Source organism: Nonomuraea ceibae, from assembly GCF_019396325.1.
Classification (GTDB): domain Bacteria; phylum Actinomycetota; class Actinomycetes; order Streptosporangiales; family Streptosporangiaceae; genus Nonomuraea; species Nonomuraea ceibae.
In genome coordinates, this window is record NZ_JAHKRO010000031.1 from 39543 (window position 1) to 60638 (window position 21096).

A 21096-nucleotide genomic window follows, 5' to 3' on the forward strand; every position below is an offset into this window, starting at 1 on the left:
CTCGCCGCGGAGCCAGTCATGCGCGTCGGCCGCTTCGACCCGACCGACAGGAGCACCCGACATGACCGCCCAGCGACCCAGCCCGATGCCGTTCCAGCGCTACCAACCCTTCGAGCCTGTCCGGCTGACCGACCGCACCTGGCCCGACCAGGTCATCACCAAGGCCCCGCGCTGGTGCGCGGTCGACCTGCGTGACGGCAACCAGGCGCTGATCGACCCGATGGACTCCCACCGCAAGCTCCAGATGTTCGAGCTGCTGGTGAAGATGGGCTACAAGGAGATCGAGGTGGGCTTCCCGGCCGCCTCCCAGACCGACTACGACTTCGTCCGCCAGATCATCGACGAGGACCGCATCCCGGACGACGTCGTCATCCAGGTGCTGACGCAGGCGAGGCCCGAGCTCATCGAGCGCACCTTCGAGGCCATCCAGGGCGCCCGGCAGGCCATCGTCCACCTGTACAACTCCACCTCGACGCTGCAGCGCCGCGTCGTGTTCGGCCAGGACAAGGACGGCATCACCGCCATCGCGGTCGAAGGCGCCAAACTGGTCAAGAAGCTGGCCGACGCCACCGACGTCGACGTCTACTTCCAGTACTCGCCCGAGTCGTTCACCGGCACCGAGCTCGAATACGCCGTCGAGGTGTGCGACGCCGTCAACGAGGTGTGGCAGCCCACCCCCGACCGCAAGGTCATCGTCAACCTGCCCGCCACCGTCGAGATGGCCACCCCCAACGTCTACGCCGACCAGATCGAGTGGATGCACCGCCACCTCAAGCACCGCGACTCGATCATCCTGTCGCTGCACCCGCACAACGACCGAGGCAGCGCCGTGGCCGCCGCCGAGCTCGGCTACATGGCCGGCGCCGACCGCATCGAAGGCTGCCTGTTCGGCAACGGCGAGCGCACCGGCAACGTCTGCCTGGTCACCCTCGGCATGAACCTGTTCTCCCAGGGCATCGACCCCGAGATCGACTTCAGTGACATCGACGAGATCCGCCGCGTCACCGAATACTGCAACCAGCTCCCCGTCCACCCGCGCCACCCGTGGGGCGGCGAGCTCGTCTACACCGCCTTCTCCGGCTCCCACCAGGACGCCATCAAGAAGGGCTTCGAACACCTCGAAGCCGACGCCGCCGCGGCCGGCATCCCGGTCGACTCCTACACCTGGGCCGTCCCGTACCTGCCGATCGACCCCAAGGACATCGGCCGCACCTACGAAGCCGTCATCCGCGTCAACAGCCAGTCCGGCAAGGGCGGCGTCGCCTACATCATGAAGGCCGACCACCAGCTCGACCTGCCGCGCCGGCTGCAGATCGAGTTCTCCAAGGTCGTCCAGTCCCGCACCGACGCCGAAGGCGGCGAAATCAGCCCCGCCGCCATGTACGGCATCTTCCAGGACGAATACCTGCCCACGCCGCACAACCGCTGGGGCCGCCTCGGCCTCATGGCCCACCGCCACGAATCCACCGTCGACGACCAGGACCGCATCAGCGCCGACGTCCGCATCGACGGCGAGATCCGCGAGGTCGCCGGCACCGGCAACGGGCCCATCTCCGCGTTCATCGACGCCATCGCCAAGGCCGGCATCCAGGCCCGCGTCCTCGACTACGTCGAACACGCCATGAGCGCCGGCACCGACGCCAAGGCCGCCTCCTACCTGGAGTGCGAGGTCAATGGGCAGGTGCTGTGGGGCGTCGGCATCGACGCCAACACCACCACCGCCTCCCTGAAGGCCATCATCTCAGCCGTCAACCGGGCTTACCGGTGAGCTGCTGAGTAGCGGTGGCCGTGGCTTGAGGGCTGTGCGACTGCGCTCCCTGGGTCCCTTGGGTTCCTTGGGGGGTGCAGTCGTACAGCTCGCCGTAGCGGGACTGGGCTATGCGCATGAGGACGATAAGATCCTGGATCGCGTCCCTGCCTTTGGCCACTTTGGCCAGGTAGATGTCAAGCATGCGATCTTTGCCCCCACAGCGAAACTTCGCACTTATCCGGTAGGGCTGCTGGGCGAGGAGGCCACTCGTCAGGTAGGCGACCATGCCATTTCCGAGGTCGGCGGGAATGGTAACGCCATTGTGGCGAGTATAAATGCTAAGCCTGCCATCCATCACGTAGTCAATGTGCTCCTGGCCCGTCTTGCCCTCTGCGCGTAGCCAGTTCACCTGAAGGGGTGGGCGCATTGGGTCTGGGGTCCGGCACTCGCCGCTTGCTTCGCTCCCGACCGTTTCTCCAGAAATGGGGCCGACTGTTCCGGTGATCGCACGAAACGCCTGCTCGGGGACAAGCTTGCAAACGTACGGTGGGGCGTCGGTGATCGTCTGGCGGGCAGAGTTCGGTGTGGCGACCATGCTCTTTTCGGCAGAGCATGCCGGCAATAGCAAAATGATCGCTGTCGGGATGGCTGACAGGTATGGGCTTCTCAACTTTTCTCCTCCGGGGAGGAGTTATTCTGCAGGCCTAGGTAGTCTAGCGCCCCGGTTGTCCTGTGAAGGGTGCCGTTGCATCGGTCGAGCAGGCTGCTGCTTTCACCCTTTTCCCGAGCCCATTCAAGGAATTTGCTGTACTCCTTTGGGGTCATTTCGGCAAAAGGTTTGATTGTTGGTGGTATCCCAGAGCTGAATATATGCCCCTCGCTAGACAGTTCGTCGAACATCCCCTTGTTTAGCATGGCTGTGGCGAGCATCTGCTCCGACAATCTCTCCACTGCAAGGCGATTGTTGGCCAGCGTGCTATATGTATCATCCAAGCTTCGCCCGGGTTGGGACATTTGTTGTGCGGTATATTTGGCGATTTCGTCGAATCCCGCCCCAGCCAGCTTGTCATAACCCTTAGTGATGGTTTCATTGAACGCTCCGGCGGCCAACTGGCTGATCGGTCTGGCGCCTGGAACTGGAAGTAGTCCAATAGCGTCGCGCACCATGCCTTTCAGGGCGTCGTCAGTTCTCTTGGCATCCAGTCCCAGCGCAATTAGCCCTTGACGACGGGTTTCCACAATGTGGCTGAAGAGTGCTGCCTCCTCTACGGTGCGATCCTCCAAGAACTTCGCCGTGTCTATCCTGTCGACGCGTCCGGTTCCGTTGAGGTCGAAGCGCTTGACGTCGGCCTGTGTGAAGCCGAAGCGTTCGGCGTTGGAGGCGTCGAGGCCGACCGGGGGGACGGTGTCGAGGGCCGCGCGCATGTGTTCGGTCTGTGCTCTCACCAGGGCTTCGAACCCGGCGTCGTGCGACGTGGCCAGCAGCAGCGCGTAGGACATGTCCTCGGGGGCGACCCTCTCGAAATGGGCTCGGTTCAGGTACAGCTGAGACAGTTCGTCCACGTTCGCGGCGATGGCCCGGGCCAAGGGGTACGACAGGGGCGTGTAGCGGTCGAACAGTTCTCTGTTGACGAGTTTGAGGTTGCCGTCGTCCGCTTTGCCGAAGGCGCTCCGCACCTCGTCGGACAGGATCTTGGTCAGTTCGGCGGCCAGGTGTCGTGAGGTGGGGTCCTGGCCGGTGGTGGCGGTGATCAGCAGGTCGTTGAAGGGTGCGTGGTCCTTCAGGTAGAGGGAGGCCCGCCAGCGCGTCGTCAGCAGGTAGTCCAGCGTGGACTCCTTCCAGCCGGGCGGGGTGTGGGCCAGGAGGGCGTGGGCGGCTTCGCGGCTGGACTTGGCGGCGTGGAAGAGGTCGTCCACGACGGCGGAGGATCCTCTGGCGCCGGGGACGCCGGCGTGGGCGCCGGGGCGGAGGAGGGTGCCGAGGCCGAGGGTGCCGGCGAGGTCGGGGACGGGGACCTGGGTGCTGCCGAAGAGGCGGCCGAGCGCGTCGCCGGTGGCTGCCCATTGGGCTTTGCGCTGGTCGTGTTCGTAGGCGATGGCGTCGCGGCCGACGACGGTCATGAACTCCCGGGAGAACGGGCTCCGACCGTCGTGGGCTCGCCAGATGAGGGCATGAGCCTGGTAGCCGGTGTAGGTGGTGTCGCCGGTCCGGTGGGTGGCGCGGCCCTGCTGGGTGAGGTCCTTGAGGAAGGTGGAGCCCAGGTACGCGGGGTCGCGCGGGTCGGTGGCCTTGGCCAGGGCGGTGGCGAGCAGGCTGAGGACGTGGGGGGCGGTGGTGGTGAGGGGGGTGGTGGCCTGGCGGTCGCGGGCGTCGCGGAGCTGGGCGGCGAGGGAGCCGGGGAGGCGGGTGACGCCTTCGGCGCCCAGGACGCCGAGGAAGGTCTTGACGAACGCGGCGTCGGCGGTGCGGGAGGCGTACGCGCGCAGTTCGGCGAGGGCGCGGGTGTCGCCGTCGGCGGCACGCCGGGCGGCGCGGGCGGCGAGGGTGCCGTCGAGCAGGGCCTGGGCGGCGTCGAGGGTGTCGGGGAGCTCGACGAAGCTGCCGGCGGGGGTGCTGGTGCCGAAGGTGACCTTCTGGCGTTGGAGTTCGTGGACGAGGCGCTGCCGTCGGCGCAGGTCGCCGGCCTGGGTGGCGACACGGGTGGCGAGGTCGCGCAGGCGGGTGGCGGGGGTGGTGTCGAGGCCGGCGGCGTGCAGCTCGCGGTGGAGGGCCTGGGCGAGCTGTTCCAGCCGGCGGGCGGCCTGGGTGTGGGCGCTGGTCATGGCGTCGAACTGGGCCGGTTTGACCCCGGTGAAGCCGCTCATGGGGTGTCCCGCAGCGCGGCGAGCTTGCGGTCGGCGCTGTGGACGGCCTCGGTGAGCATGGCCCACAGCTCGCGCTGGTCGGCGTGGAGCTGGGCGCCGAACCGGTCGCCGGTGGGGCCCACCCAGGCGTCGTCGGCCATCAGGCGGCAGGCGGGGGCGAGCGCCCACCAGTGTTCGTCCGACAGCCGCCGGATCCGCTCCGCCGTCGCGCGCATCGCCTCGCGGTCGAGGTCAGCCACGATGATCCCCTCGTATGGCTCGTGCACAGAACCAGATCAGGAGGCGGCGTTCCTCCACGTCACCCCGACGGTAATCACGATCACGACGACAAGACAAGTTGAACGTCAGCGAAAGTATGAATGCGTTCGATATTCGCCGGGAATTGTGTGGATTTGCGGTACGAAATTCGGGCGGGGGAAATCCGGTCGCCGTGATCTCGTGTGCCACGCTTGACCGCATGGGACATGACGCGAGGATCGCGGTCACCGGGGTGACCGGTTATGTGGGCGGCAGGGTGGCGCGCAGGCTGGCCGAGGAGGGGGTGGCGCTCCGGCTGGTGGCGCGCGACCCGGCCCGGGTGCCGAGGCTGCCGGGAGCGGTGGTGGAGCAGGCGTCCTACGGCGACGCGGAGGCCGTGCACCACGCGGTGGCCGGGGCCGAGGTGGTGCTGATGGTGTCGGCGACGGAGGCGGCCGACCGGCTGGCCGAGCATCGGGCGTTCGTGGACGCGGCGGCGGAGGCGGGGGTGCGGCATCTGGTCTACACGTCCTTCTGCGGGGCCGGGCCGGAGGCGGCGTTCACGCTGGCGCGCGACCACTGGGCGACGGAGGAGCACATCCGGGCGTCCGGGATGGCGTTCACGTTCCTGCGGGACAACCTGTACGCGGACTTCCTGCCCGCGATGGCCGGTGACGACGGGGTGATCCGGGGACCTGCGGGCGACGGGCGGGTGGCGGCGGTGGCGCGTGACGACGTGGCCGACGCCGCGGCGGCGGTGCTGTGCGGGCCGGGGCGGCACGAGGGGGCGACGTACGACCTGACGGGGCCGCAGGCGCTGACCCTGGCCGAGGTCGCGGCCGTGCTGACGGAGGCGGGCGACCGCGAGATCACCTACCACGCCGAGACGGTCGAGGAGGCCTACCGCTCGCGTGCCTCGTACGGGGCGCCGCCGTGGCAGGTGGACGCCTGGGTGTCCACGTACACGGCGATCGCGCGCGGCGAGCTCGACCGGGTCAGCGGCGACGTCGCCCTGCTGACCGGCCACCCGGCCACCGCCCTGGCCGACCTGATCCGCCGCCTGTAGCCCCGCACAAGCCTGTACAGCTCCGCTGAAGCCTGTACAGCTCCGCGCAAGCCCGTGCAGCTCCGCACAATGCTGGGACGGCGGAGGTCCATAGCGGAATCACAGAGGATGCAAAGCGCCCGTCCGTACGCTGCGGCCCACGGGGAGCGGAGGGCAGGCATGTTCAAGGTGCTCGGTACGTTGGAGCTGGACTTTCCTGGGGAGTGCGTCGAGATCGGCGCGGCGAAGCAGCGGGCCGTCCTGGCCGTGCTGCTGTTGCGGGCGGGGCGCCCGGTCGGCGCGGACCGGCTGATCGCGGAGGTGTGGGGCGACGCGCCGCCGCCCACCGCGCGCACGAGTCTGCGCACGTACGTCTACCGGCTGCGGCGGACGCTGGCGCCGCTGTCGGGGCCGGGGCTGCGGCTGGCCACCCGGGGCCGGAGCTATGTGCTGAGCCTGCCGGAGGACGCGCTCGACGTGAGCGTGTTCCAGCGGTCGGTGGCGGCGGCCGGGGCGGCGATGGAACGCGGGGACGCTCCCGGCGCGGCCGGGACGCTGCGTTCGGCGCTGGAGATGTGGCGCGGGCCGGTGCTGCCGGAGCTGGACCTGGAGCTCGTCCGGCAGGAGCGGCACCGGCTGGAGGATGCCCGCGGGTACGCCCGCGAGCTGTGGCTGGAGGCCGAGCTCGGCTGCGGCAGGCACCGGCAGGCCGTGCCGGCGCTGGAGAGGTTCGTGGCGGCTCATCCGTTCCGGGAGAACGTGTGGGCGATGCTGGTCCGGGCCCTGTGGATGTCCGGCCGCCGGGCCGACGCGCTGGCCGCGTACCGGAGGGTGCGCGCGCTGCTGGCGGAGGAGCTGGGCGTCGATCCGTCGGGCGAGCTGGAACGGCTCCACCAGGACATCCTCAGCGGGCGCGAGCCCTAGCGGCGGCGGCCCCGGAGCCGCGCGGGCCCCGGGGCGCCGGCCTGAGGCCGCTACTGCGGGATGCAGGTCTTGCGGTGGTAGATGCTGCCGTCGGAGCGGCGGCACTGGTAGACGTAGCAGCACATGCCGTCACGGCAGTAGGAGCTGACGAGCTTGCAGGTGTCGGCGGCCTTCGCCGAGATGGTCGGGACGAGCAGGCCGGCGACGGCGCTGATGAGCTTCATGATCGGGTTCTCCTCAGTCTTTCGAACGCGGCCGGGGCTAGCCGCAGACCTTCTCGTAGCGGGTGCCGCACCTGTAGACGTAGCAGCACATGCCGTCGGGGTAGCAGTTCTTGGAGATCAGGACGCAGTCGGCCGCGGCGCGTGCCTTGAGGGTGGGGATGAGGCGGTCGATGAGCTTCATTTCTCTTCCTTCTTTTCGATCAGGTTCGGGGGCCTTGCGGGAGTGACCTCCTCTCCGGCCGGAGCGGGCGGATCATGACGCCGAGGAGGCTCGATCCCGGGAGCGGTCCCAGGTCCCGGGAGTCGAGGCTGACCTCGGAGTTGTCGCCCAGCACCACCACGTGTCCCGCGGGCACCGCCCCGCCGCACGGCACTCCCGGCGGGGCCGGGTCTCCGGGCAGGGCGGCGACGCGCTTGACGAGGTGGCCGGGTTCGGCGGGGTGGCGCAGGACGGCGATCTGGCCGCGGCGCAGGCGGGCCAGGCGGGTCCGGCGCAGGAGCAGGCGGTCGCCCGGCAGCAGCGCGGGCGCCATGCTGATCCCGTCGACGACCACGATCCGGTACGCGTGCCGTACCCAGGCGAGGGCGACGGCGGCGGCCACGAGCACGATGATCATCGCGGCACCGCCTGGTAGCCCTCGGCCTGGAGGCGGAACAGGCAGGCGTAGGCGCCGTCGGCGGCCATGAGCGCGTCGTGGCCGCCCCGCTCGGTGACCACGCCGTCCTCCAGGACGACGATCAGGTCGGCGTCGCGGACCGTGTTGAGCCGGTGGGAGATGAGCAGGCTGGTGCGGCCCTCGCGGTGCAGGCGCATGCGGGCGTGCACGTCGGCCTCGGCCTCCGGGTCGAGGCCGGAGCTCGGCTCGTCGAGGATCATCAGGTCCCGTCCGTCGCGGAAGAAGGCCCTGGCCAGTGCGGTCCGCTGCCACTGGCCGCCGGACAGGACGACGCCGGTCGCGGAGTCCTCCCGGTCCTCCTCGCTGAGGAACATCCGGGTCAGCAGCGTGTCGTAGCCGCGCGGCAGGCCGGACAGCAGCTCGTCCACCCCGGCCCGGCGGGCGGCGGCGCGGACGCGGTCCAGGTCGCCGAGGGCGGCGGGGTCGCCGATGCCGATGTTGTCGCGGGCGGAGAAGTCGTAGGCCATGTGGTCCTGGAAGACGCCGCTGATGCGCTGCCGCAGCTCCTCCGGCCGTACGTCGCGCAGGTCGGCGCCGTCCCAGAGGATCGCGCCCCGGCTCGGGTCGTAGAACCGGCACAGCAGCTTGACCAGCGTGCTCTTGCCGGCGCCGTTGCGGCCCACGAGTGCCACGGACGCGCCGTACGGGATGAACAGGGAGACGCCGCGCAGGATCCACGGGTGCTCGTCGCTGTAGCGGAACCACACGTCGCGCAGCTCGATGCCGCGCCGCAGAGGCGGCAGGGGGAGCGGCGCGGCCGGAACGGCGAGGTCGGGGCCGGCGTGGACCACGCTCACGTAGTGGCCGAGCAGGCGCAGGCCGTGGTGGGTGCCGGCGATGCCGGACACGAGCGTGCCGAGCGCGTTCTGGACGCCGGCGACGGCGGCGACGAACATGGTCACGTCGCCCGCGCTGAGCCGGCCGGCGAGCGCGGCGTGCCCTGCCCAGAGCAGGCCGCCGCCCGCCGCCAGCGCCGACAGCAGGGCGAGCGCGCCCTCGGCCGAGAGCTCGCGCCGGTCCATCCGCCGCTTGGCCGTGTCGGAGGCGCGCAGCTCGGCCATCATCCGGTCGCGCAGGAGCGGCCCGCTGCCGAACAGCCGGATCTCCTTGGCTGCCTCGATCGTGCTGAGCAGGCTGCCGTAGAAGAACTGCCGCCGTTCGGCGGGGCCGATCTCCCACAGCATGGCCGCGCGCCGCCGCGACAGGCGGAGCTGGGCGACGAGGGCGGGGACGGCGACGGCGGTCACGATCGCGGTCATGGCGGGGCTGATGACGAGCAGCGAGCCGACGAACCCCGTCAGCACGAGCGCGGAGCGGACCAGGCCGAACGCCCCGGTGACGAGGCCGCCCGCCTGGGAGGCGCCGTCCTGGGCCAGGCGGAGCCCGTCGAGGACGCGCGGGTCCTCGAAGCGGCGCAGCCCAGCGAAGCCCGCCGTCGCGGTGAACAGGCGCTCGGTCGTGCCGGCCGCCACCTCGCGGCCGATCTGGTTGCCCAGGTAGCGGGACAGGTGGGGCAGCACGGCGAGGGCGGTCCCGGCGGCGGCCAGGCCGGCGAGGGCGGCCGTCAGCGGGCCGGAGGCCCCGGTGAGGATGTCGATCACCAGCTTGGTGAGCCAGGCCACGGCGACCGGCGTCGCGGCCTCGGCGAGCATGACCAGGACGTACGCGGCGGCCGGGCGGCGGGCGCGGCTCCAGGCGATGCGGGCCGCCTCACGCGCCGACGCGGTCAGCCGGATCTCGTCGCCCGTCATGCGACCGGGATGGCGTCGAGGTCGCCGGCGAGCACGGTGCCGTCGCCGCCGACGAGGAAGACCGCGGGGAACGCGGCGACCTGGAAGGCGCGCTGGACGGGGCCGCCGGGGCCTTCGACGACGACGCGGGCGGCGCCGGCGAGCCGGGCGGCATAGCCTTCCGCGTCCTCGGCGCGTACCGCGTGTACGACGGCGAGGCAGTCGTGGGGCAGCGCGCCCGCTCGCGCCACGAACCGGGGCAGCAGGTCCTCGCACGGTTCGCAGCCGGGGGTGAAGAAGCCGACGAGCGTCGGCCCGGTCAGCAGCTCGCGGGCGACGGGCCGGCCCTCGGTGTCCTGGGCGGCGAAATCGCCGACGTGGTGCCCGACGGGGACGCCGCCGGCGGGGGCGTCGAACTGGCGCAGGCGGCGGATGAGCCCGGCGGTCAGCGCCAGGTTGAGCAGTGACAGCACGCCCAGCAGGACGACGGCGGCGACCAGGTACTGCATCAGACGCTCCTCACGTTTCCGGGAAGGACGATCAGCAACGCGGCGCCCGCCACGCCGGCGAAGGCGGCCACGGCGAGCCCGCCGGCCGTCGCGTCCGGATGCACGGCGGGCACGGCGGATACGGCGGGCACGGCGGCCCAGCCGAGCGCGGCGACGGCGAGCAGCAGGCCGTTGCGCACCAGGTGCGCGGGGCCCAGCGGCCCGGAGGCGGCGCCGAAGCAGCGGCACTCCACGCGCGAGCGGCGGCTCTTGACGATCACCGCGCAGAACCCGAGCAGCAGGGCCGCGGCCAGGGCGAACCCGGCGCGCGGCAGGAACATCAGCGCGGCCACCGACGCCTCGGCCACGGCCACCGCCCCCGCCGCCAGGGACGCGACGCCCTTCGGCACCAGCCGGAGCGCCGCCACGGACGCGGCGAAGGCCGCCGGATCGCGCAGCTTCGTCAGGGCCGCCACGGCGAACACGGCGCCGATCAGCACCTGGCAGGACAGGAGTGCGTAAGCCACGCCACCAAGGTGCGCGCGGCCGGTAGCGCCGCTGTAGCGGGGCTGTAGCACGGCACGTTAGTGAACGTTGCGTTTCTTATGAGTGACGCCTATGCTCGATAGAGAACGGTTCGTTCTCTAAGGAGGGATCGGCGTGGCACTCGTGCTGGCGGGCCTGATGCTCGCGATGCTGCTCGGCGCGCTCGACCAGACGATCATGGCCCCCGCCCTGCCCGCCGTCGCCGGGAGCCTCGGCGGGCTGGACGAGATGCCCGCCGTCGTGACCGCCTACCTGGCCGCCGCCACCGTCGTCATGCCCGTGTACGGCAAGCTGGGCGACCGGTTCGGCCGCAAACCGGCGATGCAGGTGGCGATCGTGGTGTTCGTGACCGGGGCGGTGCTGTGCTCGCTGGCCGCGACGATGCCGCAGTTCATCGTCTTCCGGGCGATCCAGGGCGCCGGGGGCGGCGGGCTGATGATCGGCGCCCAGGCGATCATCGGCGAGATCGTCAGCCCCCGCGAACGAGGCCGCTACCTGGGCCTGATCGGCGCCATGTACGTCGTGGCCGCGGTCGGCGGGCCGCTGGTCGGCGGGCTCTTCATCGACACGGTCGGCTGGCGGTGGATCTTCGCGCTCCACCCCCCGCTGGGCGTGCTGGCCTTCGCCCTGCTGACGGCCGCGCTGCGGCTGCCCAGGCCGGTCTCCCGCGCGCCCATCGACTACGCCGGGGCCCTCACGCTGGCCGTGGCCGTCATCGGGGTCGTGCTGCTGGGGCAGAGCGGCAACCCGTGGTTCCTGGCCGTGTCGGCGGCCGGGGCGGCGGCCTGGCTGGTCAGCGCGCGCCGGGCCGCCGATCCGATCCTGCCGCTGCGGCTGTTCCGGGACCGGGCGTTCGCCGTGCCGGTCGCGATCAGCCTGCTCGTCGGCTTCGCCCTGTTCGGCACGCTCACGTACATGCCCGCCTACCTGCAGATCGCGCTGGGCACCAGCGCGACGCAGGCGGGGCTGCTGGTGACGGCGCTGATGGGCGGCGTGCTGGTCACCACCGTCGGGTCCGGCCGGCTGATCACCAGGACCGGCCGCTACAAGGGCTACCCCGTCGCCGGGACGGCGGTGGCCGCAGCCGGGCTGGCCGCGCTGCCGCTCACCGGCCACCGGGCCGCGGCGCTGGCGGGCGTGATGCTCGTCATCGGGCTCGGCGTCGGCCTGGTCATGCAGGTCATGGTCCTGGCCGCGCAGAACTCCGTGGACTACGCCGACCTCGGGACGGCCACGTCGGCGGTGACGTTCCTGCGCCAGATCGGCGCGTCGGCCGGGGTCGCGCTCGTCGGCGCGCTGATCACCGCCCAGGTGCCCGGGGCGTCCGACCCGTCGCACCTGCCCGCCGCGGCCAGGGCGGCCTTCGCCGACGCCGTCCCGCCCGTGTTCGCCGCCATGGCGCCGCTGCTCGGGCTGGCCTTCCTGCTCGCGCTGGCGCTGCCCGCGCGCCCCCTACGCACCACCGCGCACGCCGAGGAGAGATCATGAGACTCGTCGCACCCCTGCGGTCCTTCGGCCGCGCCGACCTGGCGTCGGCAGGCGGCAAGGGGGCCAACCTGGGCGAGCTGACGGCGGGCGGGTTCCCCGTCCCCGACGGCTTCGTCGTCACCACCGACGCCTACGCGCTGGTCGCCTCGGGCCTGACCGCCCGGGACGACGTCGAGCGGGCCGAGGTCCCGGCCGAGCTGCGCCGGGAGATCGCGGCGGCGTACGAGGAACTGGGCGGCGGGCCGGTGGCCGTGCGGTCCAGCGCCACCGCCGAGGACCTGCCGGGCGCCGCGTTCGCCGGCCAGCAGGACACCTACCTCAACGTGGTCGGCGAGCAGGCGCTCCTCGACGCCGTACGCCGCTGCTGGGGCTCGCTGTGGACGGACCGGGCGCTCGCCTACCGCGACAGGCTCGGCATCGACCACGGCGAGGTGCGCATCGCGGTCGTCGTGCAGCGGATGGTCGAGGCGGAGGCCGCGGGCGTGATGTTCTCCGCCGACCCGGTCACCGGCGAGCGCGGCCACCTCGTGGTCGACGCGAGCGCCGGGCTGGGCGAGGCCGTCGTGTCCGGGCTCGTCACCCCCGACCACTACGTGCTCACCCCGGACGGCCGGGTGGTGGACTTCCGGCCGGGCCGCCGCGAGGTGGTCGTCCGGGGCACGGCGGGCGGCGGCGTCGTCCACGAGCGCGGCGACGGCACGCCCGGCGAGCGGCTGCCCGCCGCCGCCCTGCGCGAGCTGGCCGCGCTCGGCACCCGGGTCGCCGCCCACTTCGGCCGCCCGCAGGACATGGAGTGGACCTACGCGGGCGGCCGGATCAGCCTGGTCCAGGCCCGCCCGATGACCGCGCTGCCGCCGCCGCCCGTGGGCCGGCTCAACCCGCTGCAGCGCAAGCTCCTGGCGGTCCTGCTGGAGTACGTGCCCGTGCGCCCCTACCCGATCGACATGACGACCTGGGCCCCGTACGGCCCGGCCGGGCTGATGGCGCGGGTGACCGCGTACTTCGGGCTGCGCGGCGCCTTCGAGGGGTTCCTGGAGGAGCGCGACGGCGTCGTCTACCGGCTCAGGCCGCCCCGGCCGCGTCCCACCGCGCGCCTGCTCGGCACCCCGTTCCGGTTCCTGGCCAAGGCCAGGCGGTACGATCCCGCGCGCTGGACCGAGGACCCGCGCCTGCCCGCGTTCATGCGCGCGACCCGGGAGCTGAACGAGCTCGACCTGGCCGCGCTGCCCTGGTCCGAGCTCGTCCGGGTGCCGCGCCGGGCGCTCGACGCCGTCCAGCCCATCGCCGGCGTGCGCATCGACTACCTGCCGGGGGCCGGCCGGGCGCTGGTGCGGCTGCTGCTGGCGCTCAAGCTCCGCCGCAGGGGCAGGCTGTTCGGCGACCTGATCACCGGGGCGCGCACCCGCACCTCCGACGCCAACGACGCGCTGGCCGCGCTGGCGGCGGAGGGGCCGGACGGGCCGCGGTTCGAGGAGATGTTCCGGGCGTTCCTCGCCGAGTACGGCCACCGCGAGACCGCGACCCCGCTCCTCGTCACGCCGCCGACCTGGGCCGACGCCCCGCAGACCGTGCTCGACCTGGTCAAGGTGCTGGCCGCCGGGCCGCCCGCGCCGCAGCCGCCCGGCGGCGACGCGCTCGGGCGGCTGCTGGCCTCGCTGCGGTCGCCGCGAGCGAAGGCGAAGCTGGCCCGGCTGGTGCGCGACGCCCGCGCGGGGGTCGCCTTCCGCGAAGACAGCCACTTCTACTTCACGATGCCGCTGCCGGTCCTGCGCAGGTCGCTGCTGGAGCTGGGCCGCAGGCTGTTCGACGACCCGCAGGACGTCTTCCACCTGCGGCTGGAGGAGCTGGAGGCGATCGGCGACCCGGCCACGGCGGACCTGCGGGCGCTGCGGTCGGCGGTGACCGCCCGCGCCGCCAGGCGGGAGGAGCTGGCCGGGGTGCGGCTCATCGACCCCAGGGCGATCTACCCGGTGCGCGCGACCGGCGACGCGCTGGCCGTCGGCGCGCCCGCCGGCGCGGGCGTCGCCACCGGCCCGGTCAAGGTCATCCGCGACCCGTCGGAGTTCGGCAAGCTCGACGGCGGCGACGTGCTGGTCTGCCCCTACACGAACCCGTCGTGGACGCCGCTGTTCCAGCGGGCCGCCGCCGTCGTGGTCGACGCGGGCGGCAGCGCCTCGCACGCCGCGATCGTGGCCAGGGAGTACGGCATCCCCGCGGTCATGGGCACCGGCGACGGCACCACGGTCCTGGCCGACGGCCGTCTGGTGACGGTCGACGGCGACGCCGGGCTCGTCACGGCGGCAGCCCCCCAGGACGCCTGACAGGATGGCTCACATGGTCACCGACCACCGCAAGCTGCCCCGGCGCCGCGGCGAGGAGCTGAGCGCCGCCATCTACCGGGCGACGCTCGACGAGCTCGCCGAGTCCGGCTACGCCCGGCTGACCATGGAACGGGTCGCCGAGCGGGCCAGGGCCAGCAAGGCGTCGCTCTACCGCCGCTGGCCGACCAGGGTCGCCCTGGTCATGGAGGCCGTCTACCACTCGCTGCCCGACGCGGCCGACGTGCCCGACACCGGCAGCCTGCGCGAGGACCTGCTGGCGACGCTGCGCCGGATGGCGGCGGCGCTGTCGGGGCCGGCCGGTGAGGCCATGCGCGGGCTGCTGAGCGAGGCGCTGCGGGACGAGTCGAGCGCCGCGGCGTTCCGGGCGGCCTCGCAGGGCACCGGCCGCAAGATCCTCGCCGAGATCGTCCGGCGGGCGGCCGAGCGCGGCGAGGTCGATCCGGCCGACGTCACGCCGCGCCGCCTGGACGCCGGTCAGGCGCTGCTGCGGCACCACTTCCTCTTCCAGGGGCCGCCCATCCCCGACCAGCTCCTGATCGACATCGTGGACGAGGTCGTCGTCCCGCTGCTTACCGCAGGCCGATCGCCCCGCCCATGACCCGCATCGCGTGGTCGAAGGCCGTGTGCCGGTCCTCGATCGTGTTCGTGAACTGGCCGAACAGCTCGAAGCTGACCCATCCGTAGAGGCCCGTCCACGCCGCCAGGCAGCGGAACACCACGTCGTCGGGCACGCCCGGCATGAGCTCGCGCACCCGTTCGGCGTCCTCGCGCAGCGGCGCCGGGGGAGCGGGCGCCAGGGCGGGCGGGTCGACGGCGCCGGCCGCCTGGGCCTGCGAGACGATCCGGCCGAGCACCGCCACGTCGCGCACGCGGGCGGCGACCGTGTCCTGCGGAGCCTGGTAGCCGGGCACCGGCGAGCCGTAGAGCAGCGCGTACTCGTGGGGGTGCGCCAGCGCCCAGGTGCGCACCGCGTGGCAGGCGGCCAGCCAGCGGCCCGCGTAGTCGTCGTCCGGGCAGGCGGCGTCGGCCTGCTCGACCGCCTCGCCGAGGGCGTTGTAGCCGTCGATGATCAAGGTGGTCAGCAGGTCGTCGCGGCTGGGAAAGTAGCGGTAGACGGCCGACGACACCATGCCCATCTCGCGCGCCACCGCGCGCAGCGACAACCCGCCCGCGCCCTCGGTGGCGAGCTGTCGGCGGGCGATGTCGGCGATCTCCCTGGTGAGCTCGGCTCTGACACGTTCTCTGGCAGTACGGCTCGCTGTCATGTCCGCCACGTTAGCAGAGCACCGAGAAAAAACGAGAGCACTGCTCTTGACGACTGTCGCTCTCTTGAGAGAGCATTGCTCTCGTAAGCGAACGCCAGTCACCGGAGGTAATGATGATCGCCAAGGGCGCCAACATGGTCCTGATGTTCCTGCTGGAGCTCGGCGTGATCGCCTCCGCCGGCTACTGGGGCTTCACGCTCCACGCGCACTGGGTCGTCAAGGTGGTCGCCGGGCTCGGCGCGCCGGCGCTGTTCATCACCGCCTGGGCGCTGTTCGGCGCGGGGGGCGGCGCCAACGCCACCTTCCCGCTCACCGGCGCCGGCCGGGTCGTCCTGGAGATCCTCTGGTTCGGCGGCGGCGCCCTGGCCCTGTACGCGGCGGGCCAGGCCCGCGCGGCCGCCGTCTTCGCCGCCCTCTTCGTCGTCAACGCGGTCCTCCGCATCGTCTGGAAGCAGGTCTGATCATGGGAAAGCACGTCGTGGTGGGCTCCGGCCAGGTCGGCACGCACCTGGCCGGCAAGCTCCTCGCCCAGGGACACGAGGTCACCGTGGTGACCCGCTCGGGCCGCGGCCCGGCCGGAGCCGTCAAGGTCGCGGCCGACGTCGCCGACAGCGCCCGCCTCATCGAGGCCACCCGGGGCGCGGACGTCCTCTACAACTGCGTGAACCCGCAGTATCACCGCTGGCTCACCGACTGGCCGCCGATGGCCGCCTCGTTCCTGGCCGCCGCCGAGGCGACCGGCGCCGCGTACGTCATGCTGGGCAACCTCTACCCGTACGGTCCCGTCACCGGTCCGATGACCGAGGACCTGCCGCTCGCCTCCACCAGCCCCAAGGCGCGGGTGCGGGCCACGATGTGGGCCGACGCGCTGGCCGCGCACCGGGCGGGCCGGATCCGGGCGACCGAGGTGCGCGCCTCCGACTACTTCGGCCCCGGCGCGACCGACCAGTCCTACCTGGGCGAGCGCTTCCTGCCGGCGCTGCGGGCGGGCCGGACCGTCCAGCTGGTCTTCCCGGCCGACATCCCGCACAGCTGGACGTACCTGCCCGACGTGGCCGACGCGCTGATCGTCGCGGGCGGCGACGAGCGCGCCTGGGGCCGGCCGTGGCACGTGCCGACCGCCGAGCCGCAGAGCTTCCGCCAGATCGGCCGGCGCATGGCCGCGCTGCTCGGCCTGCCCGAGCCCAGGATGACCACGCTGCCGTGGCCGCTGGTGCGCCTGACCGGGCTGTTCTCGCCCATGATCGGCGAGCTCCGGCACACCCGCTACCAGTTCACCGCCCCGTACGAGCTCGACTCCTCGGCCTTCCAGCGGACGTTCGGCGTCGCGCCCACGCCCCTGGACGAGGCGCTGAAGGCTACGCTCGAGGCGTGAAGATTGCCATGATCGGCCTGGGCGACATCGCGGCGAAGGCCTACCTCCCGGTGCTGGCCGCGCAGCCCGGCCTCGACCTCCACCTGTGCACCCGCGACAGCGCGAAGCTGGACCGGCTCGGCGACGCCTACCGGATCGCCGACCGGTCCACCTCCGTCGACGAGGTGATCAAGGCGGGGGTCGACGCGGCGTTCGTGCACGCCGCCACCGCCGCCCACCCGGAGCTGGTCGAGCCGCTGCTCACCGCCGGGGTGCACGTCTACGTGGACAAGCCGATCGCCGACAACCTGGCCGACTGTGAGCGGCTGGCCGCGCTGGCGCGGGCCGAGGGACGGTCGCTGATGACCGGCTTCAACCGGCGTCACGCCCCCGGCTACACGGGGCTGGCCGAGCTGCCCCGGCACCTGGTGCTGATGCAGAAGAACCGGGAGAACCACCCCGACGCCGTCCGGCGGGCGATCTTCGACGACTTCATCCACGTCGTCGACACGCTCAGGTTCCTGGCCCCCGGCCCGGTCACCGGCACCACCGCCCGCACCCGCGTGCGCGACGGCCTGCTGGAGCACGTCGTGCTGGAGCTGACCGGCGACGGCTTCACCGCCATCGGCGTGATGAACCGGGTGAGCGGCGCCGGCGAGGAGAGCTGCGAGGTCATGGGGGCGGGCGTCAAGCGCCGGGTGGACAACCTCGGCGCCGTGACCGACTACGCCGGCGGCGAGATCCGCACCCGGCGGCCCGACTGGGTGCCGGTCGCCCGGCAGCGCGGCATCGAGCAGGTCACGCTGGAGTTCCTGGCCGCCGTCCGCGACGGCCGCGTCCTCTCCGCCGACGACGCGCTCGTCACCCACGCCCTGTGCGAGGAGATCGTCACCGCTTCCTGAGCAGCATCGCCTCGTCGGCCTCGGCCAGCATCCGGGTGAACGACCTGTCGCCGAGCCGGGTGAGCACGGTGAACCCCTTGCGGTCGCGCAGCGGGCTGGAGGACGACACCACGCCCGCGATCGCGCCGCCGTGCAGCGCCGGGCCGCCGCTGCCGCCCGCCGCCGCGTGGCAGTTGCGCGTCACGAGCACGCCCGGCCCCCGAGCCGGACCCTCGGACGTGCCCTCCACCGCGTCGCCCAGGCAGTGGTACATCCGGGTCCCCGGATACCGCTTGCCCGCCGGATAGCCGAGCAGCTCCAGCCCCCGCAGCGAGCTGCCCCTGCTGGTCGGCAACGGGCGCAGGCCCGGCCCGGTGACCTCCTCCAGCGCCTGCTGCTCCACCGTCGCCACCCCGACGATCCCCACGTCGTACGGGAGCAGCTTGGGCGAGTACGGCCGGTCCCGGTAGCGGGCCGGCACCCAGGTGCGCACCGCCGGCCACACGCCCAGCGGCGGGCTGCCCCGGTCGTAGCCCGGCAGGAACGCGAGCTGCTTGAGCGGCCTGCCCTGGTTGTACAGGCAGTGCGCCGCCGTCAGCACCAGGCTCCGGCTCCGGCTGCCGATCACCGATCCGCCGCACATCAGGTGGGTGCCCGTGACGGGATCCCGCCCCACCAGCACCCCCGTCAGCCGCCGCGCTCCGGTGTACGGGCGCGGCACGGGGGCGAAGCCGAGACGGTCACCCCCCGGGGTGAGCACCTTGCGCACCGGGATGCTGCGCTGGGAGACGTCAGCGGCGACGGTGGGGTCGAGCAGGGCCAGAGTAAGCACCAACCTGAGCACCCACCTACTTCTAGCAGCAAACGATCAGCCCGCTGACCTGCGACATCAAGGTTTACTAAGCCATGTACTGGGCGCCCAGCGCACGCAGCCTGGCGTGCGCCGACTCGTACACCGAAGGGGTGCCGAGGTAGGCCTTGGGCAGTTTGGCGACCATCGTGTAGTTGGCGTCGCACACGTTGCCGACCGGCGCCTGCCCGGCCTGGCTGACGAGCTGGTAGGCGTCCAGCTCGTCGAGCCCGGTCAGGGACGACGTCCAGGTGACCAGGTCGTGCTGGCTGATGCGGTAGGCGTCCTCCAGCGGCCGGGCCGAACCGGTCGTCATCAGGTGCAGGTCGTCCTCCAGCCTCGGCCACGGCGTCGCCACGCCCTTGATCAGCTCGACCGCGACCACGGTGTTCATGGCCGCCTCGACGGCGGTGCCGCACACCTCGCCGTGCCCCTGGAGCCCGTGGCCGTCACCGATGGAGAACAGCCCGCCCTCCACGTTGACGCCCAGGTAGACGGTGACGCCCGCGCGCAGCTCCGGCGTGTCCATGTTGCCGCCGTGCGCGTCGGGGACGATCGTCATGCGGGACTCGTTCGCGCCGGGCGCCACGCCGACCGTGCCGTGCATCGGGTCGAGCGGCAGCTCCACCCGGAAGTCGCTGTTGCGCGCCTGGTAGACGGCCACGCCCTTGGCCACGTCCAGGTCGTACCACCAGACCCGCTCCTCCAGCGGCGGCTGGAGCATGGCCGTGGTGTGGGTGCCGGTCAGCGCGCCGAAGTGCGGGAACGTGCTCGAAACGGCCCAGTCCCTGGCCGGGGTGATGGACACGAAGTGCAGCGCCAGCGTGTCGCCGGGCTCGGCCCCCTCGACGTGGAAGGGGCCGGTGACCGGGTTGAGATAGGGGAACTCGCACACCTGTGACGGCAGGTCGTCCACCGACCGGACGCGGCCGGCGAAGCAGTCCTCGGTGAACAGCTCCAGGATCGTGCCGGGCCGCACCTTCCCGACGGGGGCCCGGCCGCCGAAGGTGTAGCTGTACTCCTCGGGGGAGGGGCGGTAAGAGATGACGTTCAAGAGACCTCCGAGGGCAGGACGGGACGGCGGCCCGTCGAGTAGAGAACCAGCGCCACGATCAGCCCGATCCCGAGCCAGACGAACCCGAGCACCTGGGCGGCCACCGAGGCGTTGATGACGACCAGCACCAGCACGGCGAACCCGATCACGGGGACCAGCAGGTGCGCGGCCCAGTTGCGGCTGCGCTGCCGCACGACATAGTGCACCACGACCGCGACGTGCAGAAGCAGGAACGCCGTCATGGCGCCGAAGTTGATGAGCGAGCTGAGCAGCGAGATCGCGTCGGCGTAGAAGCTCAGCCCGACGCCCAGCACCAGCGTGATCAGCGCGACGGAGAAGGTGGCGTTGACGGGCACCTTGTGCTTGGGGTCGACGCGGGCCAGGAACGAGGGGAGCTGCCGGTCGCGGGCCATCGCGAACAGCAGCCGCGAGGTGGCCGCCTGGGCGACGAGTGAGTTGGCGAAGCCCCACGCGATCGCGGTGGCCACCGCGCACAGCACGCCGAGCCAGGCGCCGCCGGCGTACGTGGCGGTGTCGTAGAAGGCGTTGTCGACGTTGGCGCCGGGCACGAGGGCGGCGCGGTCGGGCACGAGCAGGGCCGCCACCCAGGTCTGCACCACGAACAGCACGGCGGCCAGCGCCAGCGCGGCGACCATGGAGCGGCCCAGGCGCCGGGCGTCCTCGCGGTTCTCCTCGGCGAGCGTGGAGATGCCGTCGAAGCCGAGGAACGACAGCACGGCGACCGAGGCGGCGCCGAAGACCAGCGTCCAGGAGAACGCCGAGGAGTCGAAGACCGGCGTGAGCGCCCCGGCCGTGCCCTTGCCCTGCGCCAGCGCGATGCCGCCGATCACCAGGAAGATCGCCAGGACGACGAGCTCGGCGGCCAGCATGATGCGGGTGATCCGGGCGGTCATCTGGATGCCGAGCCGGTTGATCACGGTGTTGAGCACGATGAAGACGATCAGCCAGGCCCACACCGGCACGGCGGGCACGAAGGAGTGCATCGCGGCGCCGGCGACCATGTAGAGCAGGGTCGGCACGAGCAGGTAGTCCAGCAGGATCACCCAGCCGGCCATGAACCCGACGGGGGCGGCGATGCCGCGGCCCGCGTAGGTGTAGACCGAGCCGGCCATCGGGAACGCCTTGGCCATCTGGGCGTAGGACAGCGCGGTGAACGCCATCGCGACCAGGCCGATGATGTAGGCGAGCGCGACCATGCCGCCGGACGAGGCGAAGACGGTGCCGAAGATGCCGAACGGCGCAATCGGCACCATGAAGATCAGACCGTAGATCATCAGGTCGGCGAACCCGAGGGAGCGCTGGAGCTCCTGCCGGTAGCCGAACTGTTCGATGGTGCTCATGAACGGCTCCTTCAA

At 72.2% G+C, this 21096-nt stretch carries 22 protein-coding genes; 9 read left to right on the plus strand and 13 right to left on the minus strand.

Annotated features, from left to right (window positions below; genetic code table 11):
• The first annotated feature begins 61 nt into the window (after nucleotides 1-61).
• Nucleotides 62-1768, plus strand: coding sequence for a 2-isopropylmalate synthase (gene leuA / locus KME80_RS20810; protein WP_219507531.1), 1707 nt, complete (start codon nucleotides 62-64; stop codon nucleotides 1766-1768).
• Here the strand turns inward: leuA and KME80_RS20815 are convergent.
• Genes KME80_RS20815 through KME80_RS20825 form a run of 3 tightly spaced genes read right to left on the minus strand, consistent with a single transcriptional unit; the run spans nucleotide 1749 to nucleotide 4854 of the window.
• Nucleotides 1749-2420: a hypothetical protein gene (locus KME80_RS20815; protein ID WP_219507532.1), complete on the minus strand. Its 672-nt coding sequence runs from the start codon at nucleotides 2418-2420 to the stop codon at nucleotides 1749-1751. The two genes, leuA and KME80_RS20815, sit on opposite strands and share 20 nt — an antisense overlap.
• Nucleotides 2417-4615, minus strand: coding sequence for a hypothetical protein (locus KME80_RS20820; protein WP_219507533.1), 2199 nt, complete (start codon nucleotides 4613-4615; stop codon nucleotides 2417-2419). Before KME80_RS20820 ends, KME80_RS20815 begins: the two co-directional genes overlap by 4 nt.
• Nucleotides 4612-4854, minus strand: coding sequence for a hypothetical protein (locus tag KME80_RS20825; RefSeq protein WP_219507534.1), 243 nt, complete (start codon nucleotides 4852-4854; stop codon nucleotides 4612-4614). Before KME80_RS20825 ends, KME80_RS20820 begins: the two co-directional genes overlap by 4 nt.
• A 218-nt stretch (nucleotides 4855-5072) precedes the next feature.
• On the opposite strand from KME80_RS20825, the gene KME80_RS20830 reads away from it, so the two are divergent.
• Together KME80_RS20830 and KME80_RS20835 are read left to right on the plus strand one after the other, a co-directional pair.
• On the plus strand, nucleotides 5073-5918 hold the full coding sequence (locus KME80_RS20830) for an SDR family oxidoreductase (protein ID WP_219507535.1): 846 nt from the start codon (nucleotides 5073-5075) through the stop codon (nucleotides 5916-5918).
• Nucleotides 5919-6077: 159 nt separating this feature from the next.
• Nucleotides 6078-6821 (plus strand): AfsR/SARP family transcriptional regulator, encoded by a 744-nt coding sequence (locus KME80_RS20835; protein WP_219507536.1) that lies wholly within the window; start codon nucleotides 6078-6080, stop codon nucleotides 6819-6821.
• Nucleotides 6822-6871: 50 nt separating this feature from the next.
• On the opposite strand, the gene KME80_RS20840 is transcribed toward KME80_RS20835, so the two are convergent.
• From KME80_RS20840 to KME80_RS20865, 6 genes are read right to left on the minus strand one after another with little or no spacing between them, the layout of a single operon-like run.
• Nucleotides 6872-7045 carry a hypothetical protein gene (locus KME80_RS20840; RefSeq protein WP_219507538.1) on the minus strand — a complete coding sequence of 58 codons (174 nt, stop codon included), beginning with the start codon at nucleotides 7043-7045 and terminating at the stop codon, nucleotides 6872-6874.
• A gap of 37 nt (nucleotides 7046-7082) precedes the next feature.
• Nucleotides 7083-7226 (minus strand): hypothetical protein, encoded by a 144-nt coding sequence (locus KME80_RS20845; protein ID WP_219507539.1) that lies wholly within the window; start codon nucleotides 7224-7226, stop codon nucleotides 7083-7085.
• Between the two features lie 19 nt (nucleotides 7227-7245).
• Nucleotides 7246-7662 (minus strand): signal peptidase I, encoded by a 417-nt coding sequence (gene lepB / locus KME80_RS20850; RefSeq protein ID WP_219507541.1) that lies wholly within the window; start codon nucleotides 7660-7662, stop codon nucleotides 7246-7248.
• The gene (locus tag KME80_RS20855; protein WP_219507542.1) at nucleotides 7659-9473 is read right to left on the minus strand and encodes an ABC transporter ATP-binding protein; all 1815 of its coding nucleotides are present in this window, start codon (nucleotides 9471-9473) and stop codon (nucleotides 7659-7661) included. Before KME80_RS20855 ends, lepB begins: the two co-directional genes overlap by 4 nt.
• Nucleotides 9470-9961, minus strand: a complete 492-nt coding sequence (locus tag KME80_RS20860) for a TlpA disulfide reductase family protein (protein ID WP_219507543.1) — start codon at nucleotides 9959-9961, stop codon at nucleotides 9470-9472. Before KME80_RS20860 ends, KME80_RS20855 begins: the two co-directional genes overlap by 4 nt.
• Complete coding sequence (locus tag KME80_RS20865; protein WP_219507544.1) at nucleotides 9961-10467, minus strand: MauE/DoxX family redox-associated membrane protein; 507 nt, start codon at nucleotides 10465-10467, stop codon at nucleotides 9961-9963. The genes KME80_RS20860 and KME80_RS20865 overlap by 1 nt, the downstream gene beginning before the upstream one ends.
• A 133-nt stretch (nucleotides 10468-10600) precedes the next feature.
• Here KME80_RS20865 and KME80_RS20870 point away from each other — a divergent pair, with 133 nt between their 5' ends.
• Genes KME80_RS20870 through KME80_RS20880 form a run of 3 tightly spaced genes read left to right on the plus strand, consistent with a single transcriptional unit; the run spans nucleotide 10601 to nucleotide 14914 of the window.
• Nucleotides 10601-11974: an MFS transporter gene (locus KME80_RS20870; protein WP_308125856.1), complete on the plus strand. Its 1374-nt coding sequence runs from the start codon at nucleotides 10601-10603 to the stop codon at nucleotides 11972-11974.
• Nucleotides 11971-14295: a PEP/pyruvate-binding domain-containing protein gene (locus KME80_RS20875; RefSeq protein WP_219507545.1), complete on the plus strand. Its 2325-nt coding sequence runs from the start codon at nucleotides 11971-11973 to the stop codon at nucleotides 14293-14295. Before KME80_RS20870 ends, KME80_RS20875 begins: the two co-directional genes overlap by 4 nt.
• A 13-nt stretch (nucleotides 14296-14308) precedes the next feature.
• On the plus strand, nucleotides 14309-14914 hold the full coding sequence (locus KME80_RS20880; RefSeq protein ID WP_308125857.1) for a TetR/AcrR family transcriptional regulator: 606 nt from the start codon (nucleotides 14309-14311) through the stop codon (nucleotides 14912-14914).
• On the opposite strand, the gene KME80_RS20885 is transcribed toward KME80_RS20880, so the two are convergent.
• Nucleotides 14886-15581 (minus strand): TetR/AcrR family transcriptional regulator, encoded by a 696-nt coding sequence (locus KME80_RS20885; RefSeq protein ID WP_219507547.1) that lies wholly within the window; start codon nucleotides 15579-15581, stop codon nucleotides 14886-14888. The genes KME80_RS20880 and KME80_RS20885 overlap by 29 nt on opposite strands.
• Nucleotides 15582-15691: 110 nt before the next feature.
• On the opposite strand from KME80_RS20885, the gene KME80_RS20890 reads away from it, so the two are divergent.
• The 3 genes from KME80_RS20890 to KME80_RS20900 are packed head-to-tail and all read left to right on the plus strand — an operon-like array spanning nucleotide 15692 to nucleotide 17837.
• Nucleotides 15692-16042 (plus strand): YrdB family protein, encoded by a 351-nt coding sequence (locus KME80_RS20890; protein WP_219507548.1) that lies wholly within the window; start codon nucleotides 15692-15694, stop codon nucleotides 16040-16042.
• Nucleotides 16043-16044: 2 nt separating this feature from the next.
• Nucleotides 16045-16956 (plus strand): NAD-dependent epimerase/dehydratase family protein, encoded by a 912-nt coding sequence (locus KME80_RS20895; protein WP_219507549.1) that lies wholly within the window; start codon nucleotides 16045-16047, stop codon nucleotides 16954-16956.
• Complete coding sequence (locus KME80_RS20900) at nucleotides 16953-17837, plus strand: Gfo/Idh/MocA family protein (RefSeq protein ID WP_219507551.1); 885 nt, start codon at nucleotides 16953-16955, stop codon at nucleotides 17835-17837. Before KME80_RS20895 ends, KME80_RS20900 begins: the two co-directional genes overlap by 4 nt.
• Here KME80_RS20900 and KME80_RS20905 read toward each other — a convergent pair.
• Genes KME80_RS20905 through KME80_RS20915 form a run of 3 tightly spaced genes read right to left on the minus strand, consistent with a single transcriptional unit; the run spans nucleotide 17824 to nucleotide 21081 of the window.
• Nucleotides 17824-18660 (minus strand): trypsin-like serine peptidase, encoded by an 837-nt coding sequence (locus KME80_RS20905; protein ID WP_219507552.1) that lies wholly within the window; start codon nucleotides 18658-18660, stop codon nucleotides 17824-17826. The two genes, KME80_RS20900 and KME80_RS20905, sit on opposite strands and share 14 nt — an antisense overlap.
• A 55-nt stretch (nucleotides 18661-18715) precedes the next feature.
• The gene (locus KME80_RS20910) at nucleotides 18716-19720 is read right to left on the minus strand and encodes an acetamidase/formamidase family protein (protein ID WP_219507554.1); all 1005 of its coding nucleotides are present in this window, start codon (nucleotides 19718-19720) and stop codon (nucleotides 18716-18718) included.
• A complete protein-coding gene (locus KME80_RS20915) occupies nucleotides 19717-21081 on the minus strand; it encodes an APC family permease (RefSeq protein ID WP_219507556.1) in 1365 nt (454 codons plus the stop codon). The genes KME80_RS20910 and KME80_RS20915 overlap by 4 nt, the downstream gene beginning before the upstream one ends.
• Between the last annotated feature and the right edge of the window lie 15 nt (nucleotides 21082-21096).

Bases quoted from the DNA above. Each gene is read 5' to 3' on its own strand.
- leuA (WP_219507531.1), top strand. From the start codon at position 62: ATGACCGCCCAGCGACCCAGCCCGATGCCGTTCCAGCGCTACCAACCC.
- KME80_RS20820 (WP_219507533.1), bottom strand. From the start codon at position 4,615: ATGAGCGGCTTCACCGGGGTCAAACCGGCCCAGTTCGACGCCATGACC.
- KME80_RS20830 (WP_219507535.1), top strand. From the start codon at position 5,073: ATGGGACATGACGCGAGGATCGCGGTCACCGGGGTGACCGGTTATGTG.
- KME80_RS20835 (WP_219507536.1), top strand. From the start codon at position 6,078: ATGTTCAAGGTGCTCGGTACGTTGGAGCTGGACTTTCCTGGGGAGTGC.
- KME80_RS20840 (WP_219507538.1), bottom strand. From the start codon at position 7,045: ATGAAGCTCATCAGCGCCGTCGCCGGCCTGCTCGTCCCGACCATCTCG.
- KME80_RS20845 (WP_219507539.1), bottom strand. From the start codon at position 7,226: ATGAAGCTCATCGACCGCCTCATCCCCACCCTCAAGGCACGCGCCGCG.
- lepB (WP_219507541.1), bottom strand. From the start codon at position 7,662: ATGATCATCGTGCTCGTGGCCGCCGCCGTCGCCCTCGCCTGGGTACGG.
- KME80_RS20855 (WP_219507542.1), bottom strand. From the start codon at position 9,473: ATGACGGGCGACGAGATCCGGCTGACCGCGTCGGCGCGTGAGGCGGCC.
- KME80_RS20860 (WP_219507543.1), bottom strand. From the start codon at position 9,961: ATGCAGTACCTGGTCGCCGCCGTCGTCCTGCTGGGCGTGCTGTCACTG.
- KME80_RS20875 (WP_219507545.1), top strand. From the start codon at position 11,971: ATGAGACTCGTCGCACCCCTGCGGTCCTTCGGCCGCGCCGACCTGGCG.
- KME80_RS20880 (WP_308125857.1), top strand. From the start codon at position 14,309: ATGGTCACCGACCACCGCAAGCTGCCCCGGCGCCGCGGCGAGGAGCTG.
- KME80_RS20885 (WP_219507547.1), bottom strand. From the start codon at position 15,581: ATGACAGCGAGCCGTACTGCCAGAGAACGTGTCAGAGCCGAGCTCACC.
- KME80_RS20890 (WP_219507548.1), top strand. From the start codon at position 15,692: ATGATGATCGCCAAGGGCGCCAACATGGTCCTGATGTTCCTGCTGGAG.
- KME80_RS20895 (WP_219507549.1), top strand. From the start codon at position 16,045: ATGGGAAAGCACGTCGTGGTGGGCTCCGGCCAGGTCGGCACGCACCTG.
- KME80_RS20915 (WP_219507556.1), bottom strand. From the start codon at position 21,081: ATGAGCACCATCGAACAGTTCGGCTACCGGCAGGAGCTCCAGCGCTCC.